A 12,214-nucleotide genomic window follows, 5' to 3' on the forward strand; every position below is an offset into this window, starting at 1 on the left:
TTGGCATTGGGCCCTCGGCGCTGACGGAGGCCATGGGCATGCTCAACCACCATTTCGCAGCAGCCGCCTGATCGGCGCAGAGCGACAGCCTACCTCTGACTGCCGCCAATCTTTGCAACAGAGCCGCCGCGCGGCCCAGCTGGGTACGCCGGCTGCGGTGGTGGTGCGTGACGGCGTGGCGGCCCCCCGACCGGTGCGCCGCTCGACGTTCTACCGGCACATCGAAGGCTGGTTGAGGGTCACGGTGTGAGCCGCCGGTAACGTCGAAACGTGAGTCTTCGTCCCCTGGGGCAGTCGGTCCGGCCCAGCCCGGTGTTCCTCGTGATCGTCGCGTTGACGGTTCTCGGCGGGGTGCTGGCCTGGCTTGCCGCCGAATCGGTCACCGTGCTGGCCTACGCCGGGGTCTTCGTGTTCGTCATCGCAGGCTGGGTGTTGTCGCTGTGCCTGCACGAATTCGGGCACGCATACACCGCCTGGCGCTACGGCGACCACGACGTCGCGGTGCGCGGCTACCTGACCCTCAATCCGCTGAAGTACTCGAGCCCCCTGCTGTCGCTGGGCCTGCCGCTGCTGTTCATCGCGCTCGGCGGGATCGGCCTGCCGGGCGGGGCGGTCTACGTCCAGACCGCGCGGATGACCCCACGTCAGCGCACCGTGGTCAGTCTGGCCGGGCCGTTGGCCAACCTGGTGCTGGCGGTGCTGCTGCTGACCTGCGCCCGACTGTTCTACGACGCCGCACACGGGGTGTTCTGGGCCGGTGTGGCGTTCCTGGGCTTCCTGCAGGTGACGGCGTTGCTGCTCAACCTGTTACCGATCCCGGGGCTGGACGGCTACGGAGCACTGGAGCCGCACCTGAGCTACGACACCCAGCGCGCGCTGGACCGGTTCAAACCGTGGGGCTTCATGATCCTGCTGCTCCTGCTGATTGCTCCGCAGCTCAATCAGTGGTTTTTCGGCGGCGTCTACTGGCTCTACGAGTTGTCCGGGGTGCCGGCGTACCTGTCGTCCGTCGGTGGTCAGCTGACCCGGTTCTGGTCGGCCTGGCTGTAGCGGCTCCGGTGGTGCGCCAGGGCCGCATCAGACCCCTCGTCGGGCTCGCACGACCCCCTCTACCGTGCCGCCCTACCCGATGCCACCCCGGCGCACCGCCCGAAGCTGCAAATAACATACAGCCCTGTATGTAAGTGCGTCTACTCGACGGCTCAGTTGGCGCTCTGGGCCAGTGCCCACTCGGCGACCTCGGGGTCCACGATGCGCCGCAGGTTCGCGCTGGCACGGTCCCAGCGCCGCCGCGCGCGGGTGGGGTCGGCGTCGACGAAGCTCGAGATCAGGATTCCACGCAGCGCGTCCATCGCGGTGTAGACGAAGTCGGCCATCGACCGGTGAATGCCCTCGGGCGCGAACTCGGCGATGACCGAGATCAGCGTGGTGTTGGCCACCGACTCGAACTTCGCCACCTCCTGCCCCAGGGCGGAATCGGTGCGGCCGGCCACCCACAGCTCCACGATCGGGATGAAGATGGGCGCGCTGTGAATGTCCCAGAGCAGCTCCAGGATCGCGTCGATCAGGTCGCCGCCGCCGGCGAAGTCCAGCGAGAAGCGGGCCACCTCGGCCGAGATTCGCTTGGCCGTCAGGTGCTGCAGCGCGGCCAGCATCAGGTCGTCCTTCGACCCGAAGTGGTGCACCTGCGCCCCGCGGGTGACACCTGCCAGTTCGGCGACCCGCGGCGTGGTGGTGCCAGCGTAGCCGTAGCGCAGCAGGCATTCGATGGTGGCGTCGAGCAGACGGGTCCGCGTCTCCGCGCTGCGCTCCTCCTGGCTGCGCCGCCGCGTCGTCTGTCGGATCACTTCTCCAGGATACATTTCTGAATGTATGCAAGCGGGCCGCGCAACAGGCTGGTTACCCGCGCCTTGCGACATATGCGGAAATGCGCATATATTGCTGGGCATGGGTGCCGGTCACGATCACAGCCATGGCGGCGACACGCGGGTGAGCCGCATGCTCATCGCCGCCGGGATTCTCACCACCTTCTTCGTCATCGAGCTGGTCACGGCGCTGACGATCAACTCGATCGCCCTGCTGGCGGACGCCGGCCACATGCTGACCGATCTGGTGGCGATGTTCATGGGGCTCACCGCGGTGCTCCTGGCGCGCCGAGGTTCAGCGTCGCCGGCGCGCACCTACGGCTGGCACCGCGCCGAGGTGTTCACCGCCGTGGCCAACGCCGTGCTGCTGATGGGCGTTGCGGCCTTCATCCTCTACGAAGCGTTCGAACGGCTGGGCGGTGCGCCCGAGGTGCCGGGCGTCCCGCTGATCGTGGTGGCACTGGCCGGGCTGATCGCCAATGTCGTGGTGGTGCTCCTGCTGCGCGGCGACTCCGAGAAGAGCCTGGCCGTCAAGGGCGCCTACATGGAGGTGGTGGCCGACACCGTGGGCAGCATCGGGGTGCTCATCGCAGGCATCGTCACCGTCACCACCGGCTGGCCCTATGCCGATGTGGTGGTGGCCGTGTTCGTCGCCCTGTGGGTGCTCCCCCGGGCGGTGGCCCTGGCCCGCGCAGCCCTGCGCATCCTCTCGGAGAGCTCCCCCACCCACATCGACGTCGACGAGTTGCGGCGGGCCCTGCGCGACGTCCCCGGGGTCACCGAGGTGCACGACCTGCACGTGTGGACCCTGGTGCCGGGCAAGGACATGGCCACCGCGCACCTGACCAGCACCGACGATTCAGCGCGCGTCCTGGGTGATGCCCGGGCGGTACTGGCCGCCCGCGGTCTGGCCCACGCCACCGTCCAGGTGGAGCCGCCGGGCTGCACCGACGACTGCTCGGGCCCACCGGAACCCGACACCGGATCCCACAGCCACTAGATACTCGAGCCCGGCCCTCTCTCCGCTGGGGTGCCCCACGGGCTCGTCGACCGTGGCTAGCCCAGGCCGAGCTGCCCACGTGCCGCCGGATCGCAGTCGTCGAGCAGGTCGAGGCAGCGGGCGTACTCGGGCGTCTCGCCGATCGCTTCGGCCGCCCGCGCCAGCGCGGCCACACACCGCAGGAAACCCCGGTTCGGCTCGTGCGAGAACGGCACCGGCCCGAAACCCTTCCAGCCATTGCGGCGCAGCTGGTCGAGACCGCGGTGATAGCCGGTGCGGGCGTACGCGTACGCCGTGATGGCCTTGTCCTCGTCCAGGGCCGCCTCGGCCAGCGCCGCCCAGGCCACCGACGCCGACGGATGCGCCGCGGCCACGATCGCCGGGTTCTCCCCGGCGGCCAGATCGCCTTCGGCCTCGATGTCAGCGGGCAGGAACACCGGTTCGGGACCCAGAAGATCACCCATGCGCGTCATGGCGACTATTGTGCCGTGCGGGTGGCAGAGGGCATGCGCCGGTGGCACTAGTCTCGAACCACAGTCATGCAGGCAGCACGGGAGGACCGCAGATCCATGTCAGACCCCTCAGGGCCGGACCAGGAACCCTCCAGGACCGACGCCGAGGCCGGCCGGACGCACGACGACCCGGCCACCGAGGTGTTCGCTGCCCCTGACCAGGCCAACCAGCAGACCGAGCCGGCCATCACACCGGGCGAGCGCCGCTACACCGCCCCCTCGGGCATGGACGCCGGATCCACCCAGATCATCGGCCGGACCGCCGACGAGCCGGCGACCGAGGTCTTCGCCCCCCAGGTCGATCCGGCGTTCGCCGGACCCGGGGCGGGGCCCCGCCCGGCCAGGCCGCAGACCATCCCGCCGCGCACCGACGCACCCAAGGTCCCGGGCCGCAAGCGCAGCTGGGGCTGGGTCATCGCCGTGGTCCTGGTGATCGCCGCGCTGGCCGCCGTCGCCATCCTCACCACGGTGCTGCTGACCCGGGGCGAGGACTCGGCCGCCTCGCAGGAGGACCAGGTCCGCGAGACCATCCAGAGCTTCGACACCGCGATCCAGAACGGCGATCTGGCCAAGCTGCGCAGTGTGACCTGCGGCGCGACTGCCGACAGCTACATCAAGTACGACGACCGGCAGTGGCAGGACACCCATGCCAAGGTGTCGGCCGCCAAGCAGTACCCGGTGGTCGCCAGCGTCGATCAGGTGGTGGTCAACGGCGATCACGCCGAAGCCAACGTCACCTCGTTCATGGCGTTCGACCCGGCCACCCGCTCGACGCGCAGCTTCGACCTGGAGTTCCGCGACAACACCTGGAAGATCTGCCAGGCCCCCCAGTAACTCCTGCGATTAGCGGAGTCTCACCGGCGCTGACCGCCGTGTGGTGACTCGGGACATCGCTGACACTTTTGTCTCGGGACATCGCTGACACTCAGTGTGCCTTGATTGGTTCGCGTGTGCGGTAGGTGCGGGTGCCGGTTTGGATGGGTTGATAGCGGCGGTTGGGGTCGGCCTCGAGTTCGCGGATGAGGTGGTTGCCGCTGAAAATGGCGATGTGGTTGCCGTCGCGGATGCTGTCGCAGAGGTGCCCGGCCCAGCGGCGTCCGACGTTGACTTTGTAGGGCGGCACGAACACTTGCCCAGAAGCGGCGCTGACGGTGTGGCGGGTGACGAACACCGGTCCTGGTAGCGGCCGCGGTGCTGGGCGCGCGGCTTCGGTGGCGGTGAAGATCGCCGCGGGAGTGGTTCCGCGGTGCGCCCGGTGGGCGCGGTGGTGGTTGTAGAACTGCCGGTAGGAGCTCAGCAGGGTGTTGAGCTCGGCGAGGGTGGCCGGGGCTGGTTGGGCGCGCAGCCATTTCTTCAGGGTCTGCCAGAATCGTTCGATTTTGCCGCAGGTCTGGGGGTGATACGGGGCGGAATTGATGGTGCGCGTGCCCACCGAACGTAGGTTGATTTCGAACGCTGCTTCATAGCCGCGCAGGCGGCCGGTGTACACAGTTCCGTTGTCGGTCAACGACATCGCAGGTATTCCGCACTCGGTGATACCGGCGAGCATGACCGCCCAGACCAGCTCAGCGCTGCCGTCGCCGACCCCGGCGGCCAGACCGGTCAGGTAGCGGGAGTGATCGTCAAGGGTGCCAGCGACGGCCACCCGGGTGCCGTCGGCGAGCTGCCATTGTGTCCAGTCTGATTGCCAGCACTCGTTGGGTCGGGAGAAGCAGAACCTGATGGTCGCCGATTTCGGTCGTTTCTGTGGCTGTGGCGTGATCACGCCGTGGCGGGTCAAGATCCGCCACACCGTTGATCGAGAGGGCAGCGCGGCGAGGGGGATATCGCTGTCGTCGCGCAGCGACCATACGATCGCTTCCGGGCCGTGATCTAACCCCGAGCTGATCAGATGCTGGCGTCGGCGCAGCACCACCTCTTCGACCGCGGCGCTGGTCTGCCCTGGATGCGACATCGGCCGGCGTGAGCGTTCCTCAAGCCCAGCCAGGCCGTGCTCGAGGAACCGCCGCCGCCACTTGTAGAAGGTCTCTCTAGTGATGTTCTCCCGGCGGCAGAACTCCGCCACGTTATCGATCTGCCCGGCCAGCGCTGCCGCCATACGCACGTCCATTGCCGTCACCTTCTGGGCCATGAACCATCCTGGTCGCAGGCCCTACTCAGGTGTCAGCGATGTCCCGAGACATACATGTGTCAGCGATGTCCTGAAACAGAACACGGCGCTGACCGCCGGTAAGACTCCACAAATCCCTCTAGGCCGTGACGCTCTTACCGGCGCTGTGCAGGTCGTTGCAGGCCTCGACGACGCGCTCGCTCATCGCCGCTTCGGCCTTCTTCAGGTAGCTGCGCGGGTCGTAGACCTTCTTGTTGCCCACCTCGCCGTCGATCTTGAGCACACCGTCGTAGTTGGTGAACATGTGCGCGGCCAACGGGCGGGTGAAGGCGTACTGGGTGTCGGTGTCGACGTTCATCTTCACCACACCGAACTTCAGCGAGTCCTCGATCTCGGACTTCAGCGAACCGGAGCCACCGTGGAACACGAAGTCGAACGGCTTGGAGCCCTCGGCCAGCCCCAGCTTGGCCACGGCCACCTTCTGGCCCTGGTCCAGCACGTCGGGGCGCAGCTTGACATTGCCGGGCTTGTAGACACCGTGCACGTTGCCGAACGTCGCCGCCAGCAGGTACTTGCCGTGCTCGCCGACGCCCAGGGCGTCGATGGTCTTCTCGAAGTCCTCGGGCGTGGTGTAGAGCTTGTCGTTGATCTCGGCCTCGACGCCGTCCTCTTCACCGCCGACCACGCCGATCTCGATCTCCAGGATGATCTTGGCCTCGGCCGAGAGCTTCAGCAGCTCCTTGGCGATCTCGAGGTTCTCGTCGATCGGCACCGCCGAGCCGTCCCACATGTGCGACTGGAACAGCGGGTTCTCGCCCTTGGCGACGCGCTCGGCGGAGATCGCGAGCAGCGGGCGCACGTAGGTGTCCAGCTTGTCCTTGGGGCAGTGGTCGGTGTGGAGCGCCACCGTGATCGGGTACTTGGCCGCGACCACGTGGGCGAACTCGGCCAGCGCCACCGCGCCGGTCACCATGTCCTTGACGCCCAGGCCGGAACCGAACTCGGCGCCACCGGTGGAGAACTGGATGATGCCGTCGCTACCCGCGTCGGCGAAGCCCTTGAGGGCGGCGTTGACGGTCTCCGACGACGTGCAGTTGATGGCCGGGAACGCGTAGGAGTTCTCCTTCGCGCGGCTCAGCATCTCGGCGTAGACCTCGGGCGTGGCGATCGGCATGGGCGGACTCCTCGTGCGTGCTGGTCGGCGAAGTTACTCCTGGGCCAGTATGTCAAGAAGTGTTCCCGGGCAGCAGCGCGGACCGGGTCAAGACCTTCGCAGTCCGGCCCTCCCTCCCCGGCTCGTCCCTCGCCGGCTCATCGACCGGACTGACAGCCCCCGCCGGTAGTCTTGTCGCCGTGACCGCCCTGGCCTCCGCCGAAACCGTGACCCATTTAGCCCTTCTACCAGGCTTTCTGGAACCGGTGACGCTGCTTAACTCATTCGGCACCTGGACGCTGGCGGGCCTGCTGCTGGTGGTGTTCATCGAGTCGGGTCTGCTGTTTCCCCTGCTCCCCGGCGACTCGCTGCTGTTCACCGCCGGCCTGGTGGCGGCGGGCGGTTCCGAAGAGGTGCCGGCGTTCGCCCCGCTGTGGGTGCTGATGCTGACCATCCCGATCGCCGCGGTGCTCGGTGACCAGGTGGGCTACTGGATCGGCAAGAACGGTGGTGAGCGGCTTTTCAAAGAGGACGCCAAGCTGTTCAAGAAGAGCTACATCGACGAGGCTCACGACTTTTTCGAGCGCCACGGTCCGGCGATGATCTTCTTGGCCCGCTTCGTGCCGATCGTGCGGACCTATGCCCCCCTGGTGGCGGGTGCGGCCAACATGAAGTACTCCACCTTCATCAAGTGGAACGTCCTGGGCGGCATCGTCTGGGGCGCGGGCCTGACCCTGCTCGGGTATCTGCTGGGACAGATCGCCGTCATCCGTGACAACGTCGACATGATCTTCATCGCGATCGTGTTGGTCTCGATCATCCCGATCGCCCTCGAGGTGGTGAAGCGCTCCCGGGGCCGGTCCAAGGAAACACCGGCCCCCGAGCAGCCCTGACGGTTGTCGAGGGTCACGCGTCGGCCTGGACGATCTCGCGGAGGATTCTCCGCACGGCACTGATACCCGGATCAGCGTCCACCCGGGCGTGCCAGAACAGCCGCACATCGAAGCTCGGCAACTCCAGCGGTAACTCGAAGAGCGTGAGCGCCGAGTGGCGCGCGTAGTGCCGGGCCACGCGCCGCGGGGCGACGGCAATGCAGTGACCGTTCTCGACGACGGGGAACAGCGAACTGTAGTGCGGCACTGTCAGACGGATACGGCGGCGGCGGCCGAGCCTCGCCAGCGCATCGTCGACCTCGCGACCTCGCCGCGGACTGATGCGGACGTGCGCGTGGGGCAGCTCGACGAACCGGTCGAGTGTCATGGTTCTGCCGGCGTCAGGGTGGTGGGCGGCGATCACGCCGACGGTGTCCTCGCTGAACGCCGGTTCGGAACGCCACCCCGGCGGCGTGGTGCTGGGAATGCACATATAGACGTCGACTTCACCGGTGGCGAGCACGTCCGCCTCACTCATCCGGTCCACCGACACCACCTGAACACTCGACCGCGGAGCCTGCTGCTGCAATCGCCGGTCGAGCTCGGGCAGCACGAGGGGACCGTACAGATCAGCGAAGGCGATGATCCACTCCCGGGTGGTCGTCGACATGTCGAAGTCGTCGAGATCCTGCACCACTTCCTCGAGCAGCCGAAGTGCCGCCTCCAGGCGCGGTTGCACGGCGAGCGCGGCGGGAGTCGGACTGAGACCCCGCCCGGCGCGGACAAAGAGCGGATCACCCAACAGAACCCGCAGACGCACCAGCGCATTCGACACCGCGGGCTGGGTGAGATGAAGGCGTGCAGCAGCCCTGGTCGCACTGCGCTCCTCCAGCAGTGCCTGCAGCACGACGAGCAGGTTGAGATCCACCCCGGAAAGATTCACCCGATGAATGTCGCACTTTCTAAAAGATGATTGGTGCTGATGGTTGAGGGTTCCTACAGTCGAGAACGACCGAGGGAGCCGAACATGATCACACGAGTACTCATCACCGGAGCCACCGGAGGCGTGGGCTCCAGCATCATCGAACAACTCCGCGACACCGGGGTCCAGGTGCGCGCAACGTGCCGCCGGCCCGAGTCCCGACGCTGGCCCCAGCTGGACATGGTGCCCGGCGACCTCGACCAACCGCACACGATGCGACCCGCCCTCGAGGGTGTCGAGGCAGTCTTCCTCTACAGCTTCGCGCAGCCGGATTCTCTCCCCGCGCTGGTCGAGGAGATGAAGGACGCGGGCGTCGCCAAGGTCGTCGTGCTGTCGACGATCGACACCACGCGTGACGAGCCCTTCGTCGAATACAACAAGCAGCGGCACCTCGCGGTGGAGAACGCGGTCATCGACGGTGGCTTCACCACCGTGTGTCTGCGCCCGGGCGCATTCGCCCGTAACGCGATCCGCTTCTGGGCCAACCAGATTCGGCAGCGCCGCGCGGTCGGGCTGCCGTTCCCTGAGTCCCATCAGGCGCCCATAGCCGATGAGGACATCGCCGCCGTCGCGGTACGCGCACTGACCACCTCACAGCTCGACGGGGACAGAATCGTCCTCACCGGGCCCGAATCGTTGACCATGCGGACTCAGGTGGGCCTGATCAGCGAGGCCATCGGCATGGCAATCGAGATCGACGTCCTGTCCGAGGCTCGAGCCCGAGCACTCTACGGGCAGATCCTGCCGCCGGCATACCTCGATCTGCTCATGGGCCAATGGGCATTCGAGGTGAACGAGGACGCCGTCGTCACACCGGCGGTCGGTGAGATCACCGGCCGGGCGCCCATCGCTTTTCGCGACTGGGCGGCGCGCCACCGCGACGCCTTCCGACGCTAGATCTCCCGGCGCCGGCTAGGAGTCTGCTGAATTAGGGGTTTTGGGGCGGGGTGCCTCAGAGCGCTCGGTGGCGCGTTGGTGTAAGTCAGACCCGAGGGCCGACAGAATTCGAGGTCACCCCGCTGTGTTCAGCGTGGCATGGGGTTTTCAAGCAGGCAAGACCTCGTCGGTGTCAGGCGATGGCCCAGTTGGTGCCGGTGTGGGTCAGGCCGATGGTGATGAGGCGACGCAAGTTAAGTGCGGCACTGCGGTGATGCAGCCAGTGGTTGTTCTTGACCACACCGCGGTAGCGGACTTTGCGGTTACCGCGGGTCAACCAGGCGATCGAGCGTTCCACCATGGGGCGGTGTTGGCGGTATTCAGCTTGCCAACCCAGATCGCGGGCATGGGCGCGGGCAGCCCGTTGCAGGGGTTCGTATTCAGTCAAGGTGAGTTTGCGGCCACGCTTGGCGGTAGTGCACTGTGATGCCAACGGGCATGTGCTGCAGCGTTTCCCGAAACACACGCCGCCGCCGGGCGGGATCGACAACGTGTGGTTGGCAGGACAGGTCACGGTGCGGGCATCGACATCGATAGCGAAGTCGTCGGTGGTGAAACCCCCGGGCACCGGAGCGCGCAACGGCAGCGGTTTGATCACCGCGATGTGCTTGGAGTCGGCCAAGGCGGCACGGGCAGCGCCGGTGCCGTAGGCCGAATCGCCGAGTACCCGCACCGCAGTGTCCTCACCGTCGAGTAGAGCCAGTCCGATCACGGCTTCGTGATTATCGGGGCCGTTGGCCTTGGTCAGTGCGCAGTCGGTGATCAGCCCGGTGTCGGGTTCGATCGCTATGTGGGCTTTGAAGCCATCCTGGCGGCGGTGCACCGTCTTATGCGCATGGCGGGCCTCGGGATCGACCGTGGAGATCACCCGGTCCGGGGCAACGTTGTGCGCGATCTGCCAGTGTCCGTCGGTGCCATCAGAGCCCTCGACGGGTTCGACGTCCTGGCCGGCGATCAACGCCAACAACGCCACCGCTTCAGCGGCGCGGGGCCCCAAGTCCTGCTCAGGAAGGTGTCCCAGCAGGCGGTGCGCATCGCCGACTAGGGCATCGACGAGCTGATTGCGAGCCGCCTTGTCATTCCAGGCGATGGCCGGCTTACCTGGGTCGTTCCAATCGTGAGCGTGGCAGTGCACAGCGACGACTGCCCCAGCACCGGGGACGTCGCGGCGCACTCGGCGGATCGCGGCGATCAGCTGGGTCACGGTGTCCTGGGTGGCCACCGCATCGTCGAGGACGGTGGAATCCAACGCACGCCGGGTCTTGCCTGCCAACACCCCGGTCGCCGCGATGACGGACTTGACTGCCTCGAAGATGCGATCCGGGCGATCCGAGGCGGCCAACCGACGTCGCCAGTAGGTCAGCGTCGTCGAGTGAAACGCCCCCGCGGTGATCGGTAGCCCGCAGGCCGCCTTCCAGCGCAGATCGAAGGTCACCGCCTCGACGGTTTCGTTGTCAGAGAGCCCGTGCAGGGCCTGCAGCGTGATCACCGAGGCCATCACCTCAGCAGGCACACTCGGACGGCCCCGACGTGACGGGAAGAGATCGGCGAACATCGCCTCAGGAAACAACTCATGGCGATGTGCTGCCAAGAACGCAAACATGCTGTCGGACTTCAGAAGATGCCCGGCAACCGACTCCGCATCCAACAACTCACGCTGATCATCAGAGCGACCCTGCACCCACCAATCATCCCAAAAGTAAAGGTCAACCCACCCCCGCCACGCGGGATTAATTCAGCAGACTCCTAGAGCGGCAGCACCTCGGCGAGCTGCTTGAGCGCCTCCCGCGGATCGTCGGTCGGGCTCTCCCCCAGGACCTGGATGACGACGTGGTCGGCGCCGGCGTCCAGATGTGCGGTCACCGCCGCTGCCGCCTCGTCCACCGAACCCATCCCGACGACCGCGCGGGCCAGCCGGTCGGATCCGCCGTGCACCAGATCGGATTCGTCGAAACCCTGTCGCAGCCAGGAATTCCGGTAGTTGGGCAGTCCGCTGTAGACGTTGAGGTGCCCGTGGGCGTACCGCAGTTGCTGCTCCTCGCTGCCGCCCACCACCACCGCCTGCTCGGAGACGATCCACTTGTCCGGCCCCAGGATGGAGCGTGTGGTTGCCGTCTGTTGCGGCAGCACCAGATAGGGATGGGCGCCGTCGGCCAGTTCGCCGGACAGCTCGATCATCTTGGGCCCCAGGGCCGCCAGCAGCCGGACCGGGCGCCCCGCGCCGGGCTCGATCGCCTCGGGCAGAGCAGCCATCCGCTCCAGATAGCCACGCATGGTCGCCAGCGGCTTGGCGTAGGTGCCGCCCATGCCGTGCTCCACCAGCGGCGCGTGGCTGACACCCAGGCCCAGCACGAAGCGGCCCGGATAGAGCGCCGAGAGCGTGCGGGCCCCCGACTCCGCGGCCGTGGCGATGCGGACGTGGATGTTGGCGATGCCCGTGCCGACCACCAACCGCTGCGTGGCCGCCAGCAGCGCCGCCGACTGGGTGAGGCACTCCTTGCCGGTCACCTCGGGGATGAACAGCGACCCGTAGCCGAGCTGTTCGATGTCCCGGGCCACCTCCTGCGCCGCGGTGATGGGCCAGGTGTCCGACGCCCACCAGACACCGATCCGGGAGGGAAAGTCGATTCGCGCACGAGGGCTGTTGGTCATGCTGACGGCTCTGTTGCAAAGATTGGCGGCAGTCAGAGGTAGGCTGTCGCTCTGCGCCGATCAGGCGGCTGCTGCGAAATGGTGGTTGAGCATGCCCATGGCCTCCGTCAGCGCCGAGGGCCCAATGCCAAA

At 67.0% G+C, this 12,214-nt stretch carries 12 protein-coding genes and 1 pseudogene; 6 read left to right on the forward strand and 7 right to left on the reverse strand.

Annotated elements, in window-relative coordinates; all coding sequences use genetic code 11:
- Positions 1 to 127: 127 nt before the first annotated feature.
- Positions 128 to 250 (forward strand): annotated as a pseudogene (locus ACTWP6_RS28855) (peptidase M50); the annotation flags it as partial.
- A 20-nt stretch (positions 251 to 270) separates the two neighbouring features.
- Positions 271 to 1,050, forward strand: coding sequence for a site-2 protease family protein (locus tag ACTWP6_RS28860; protein WP_193488608.1), 780 nt, complete (start codon positions 271 to 273; stop codon positions 1,048 to 1,050).
- Between the two features lie 152 nt (positions 1,051 to 1,202).
- On the opposite strand, the gene ACTWP6_RS28865 is transcribed toward ACTWP6_RS28860, so the two are convergent.
- Positions 1,203 to 1,847 carry a TetR/AcrR family transcriptional regulator gene (locus ACTWP6_RS28865; protein WP_232067723.1) on the reverse strand — a complete coding sequence of 215 codons (645 nt, stop codon included), beginning with the start codon at positions 1,845 to 1,847 and terminating at the stop codon, positions 1,203 to 1,205.
- Between the two features lie 100 nt (positions 1,848 to 1,947).
- Here ACTWP6_RS28865 and ACTWP6_RS28870 point away from each other — a divergent pair, with 100 nt between their 5' ends.
- Positions 1,948 to 2,865 carry a cation diffusion facilitator family transporter gene (locus ACTWP6_RS28870; protein ID WP_443189480.1) on the forward strand — a complete coding sequence of 306 codons (918 nt, stop codon included), beginning with the start codon at positions 1,948 to 1,950 and terminating at the stop codon, positions 2,863 to 2,865.
- 56 nt (positions 2,866 to 2,921) lie between these two features.
- Here ACTWP6_RS28870 and ACTWP6_RS28875 read toward each other — a convergent pair whose 3' ends face one another.
- The gene (locus tag ACTWP6_RS28875; protein ID WP_068918670.1) at positions 2,922 to 3,338 is read right to left on the reverse strand and encodes a DUF3151 domain-containing protein; all 417 of its coding nucleotides are present in this window, start codon (positions 3,336 to 3,338) and stop codon (positions 2,922 to 2,924) included.
- A 96-nt stretch (positions 3,339 to 3,434) separates the two neighbouring features.
- Between ACTWP6_RS28875 and ACTWP6_RS28880 the strand changes: the two genes are divergently transcribed.
- Positions 3,435 to 4,211 carry an Rv0361 family membrane protein gene (locus tag ACTWP6_RS28880; protein WP_443189481.1) on the forward strand — a complete coding sequence of 259 codons (777 nt, stop codon included), beginning with the start codon at positions 3,435 to 3,437 and terminating at the stop codon, positions 4,209 to 4,211.
- Positions 4,212 to 4,302: 91 nt separating this feature from the next.
- Here ACTWP6_RS28880 and ACTWP6_RS28885 read toward each other — a convergent pair whose 3' ends face one another.
- Positions 4,303 to 5,508: a helix-turn-helix domain-containing protein gene (locus ACTWP6_RS28885; protein ID WP_443189482.1), complete on the reverse strand. Its 1,206-nt coding sequence runs from the start codon at positions 5,506 to 5,508 to the stop codon at positions 4,303 to 4,305.
- Positions 5,509 to 5,626: 118 nt separating this feature from the next.
- Positions 5,627 to 6,661, reverse strand: coding sequence for a class II fructose-bisphosphate aldolase (fbaA, locus tag ACTWP6_RS28890; protein WP_068918672.1), 1,035 nt, complete (start codon positions 6,659 to 6,661; stop codon positions 5,627 to 5,629).
- A gap of 179 nt (positions 6,662 to 6,840) precedes the next feature.
- Between fbaA and ACTWP6_RS28895 the strand changes: the two genes are divergently transcribed.
- Positions 6,841 to 7,533: a VTT domain-containing protein gene (locus ACTWP6_RS28895; RefSeq protein ID WP_232067724.1), complete on the forward strand. Its 693-nt coding sequence runs from the start codon at positions 6,841 to 6,843 to the stop codon at positions 7,531 to 7,533.
- 13 nt (positions 7,534 to 7,546) lie between these two features.
- Here the strand turns inward: ACTWP6_RS28895 and ACTWP6_RS28900 are convergent, their stop codons facing one another.
- Positions 7,547 to 8,455, reverse strand: a complete 909-nt coding sequence (locus ACTWP6_RS28900) for a LysR family transcriptional regulator (protein ID WP_443189483.1) — start codon at positions 8,453 to 8,455, stop codon at positions 7,547 to 7,549.
- Positions 8,456 to 8,539: 84 nt separating this feature from the next.
- Between ACTWP6_RS28900 and ACTWP6_RS28905 the strand changes: the two genes are divergently transcribed.
- Positions 8,540 to 9,391, forward strand: a complete 852-nt coding sequence (locus ACTWP6_RS28905; protein ID WP_443189484.1) for an SDR family oxidoreductase — start codon at positions 8,540 to 8,542, stop codon at positions 9,389 to 9,391.
- Between the two features lie 172 nt (positions 9,392 to 9,563).
- Here the strand turns inward: ACTWP6_RS28905 and ACTWP6_RS28910 are convergent, their stop codons facing one another.
- Both ACTWP6_RS28910 and ACTWP6_RS28915 read right to left on the reverse strand, forming a co-directional pair.
- The gene (locus ACTWP6_RS28910) at positions 9,564 to 11,111 is read right to left on the reverse strand and encodes an IS1182 family transposase (protein ID WP_085173714.1); all 1,548 of its coding nucleotides are present in this window, start codon (positions 11,109 to 11,111) and stop codon (positions 9,564 to 9,566) included.
- A 65-nt stretch (positions 11,112 to 11,176) separates the two neighbouring features.
- Positions 11,177 to 12,082 (reverse strand): LLM class F420-dependent oxidoreductase, encoded by a 906-nt coding sequence (locus tag ACTWP6_RS28915; RefSeq protein WP_193488604.1) that lies wholly within the window; start codon positions 12,080 to 12,082, stop codon positions 11,177 to 11,179.
- Positions 12,083 to 12,214 lie beyond the last annotated feature (132 nt).

This window comes from Mycobacterium sp. 4D054, assembly GCF_052245755.1.
Taxonomy (GTDB): domain Bacteria; phylum Actinomycetota; class Actinomycetes; order Mycobacteriales; family Mycobacteriaceae; genus Mycobacterium.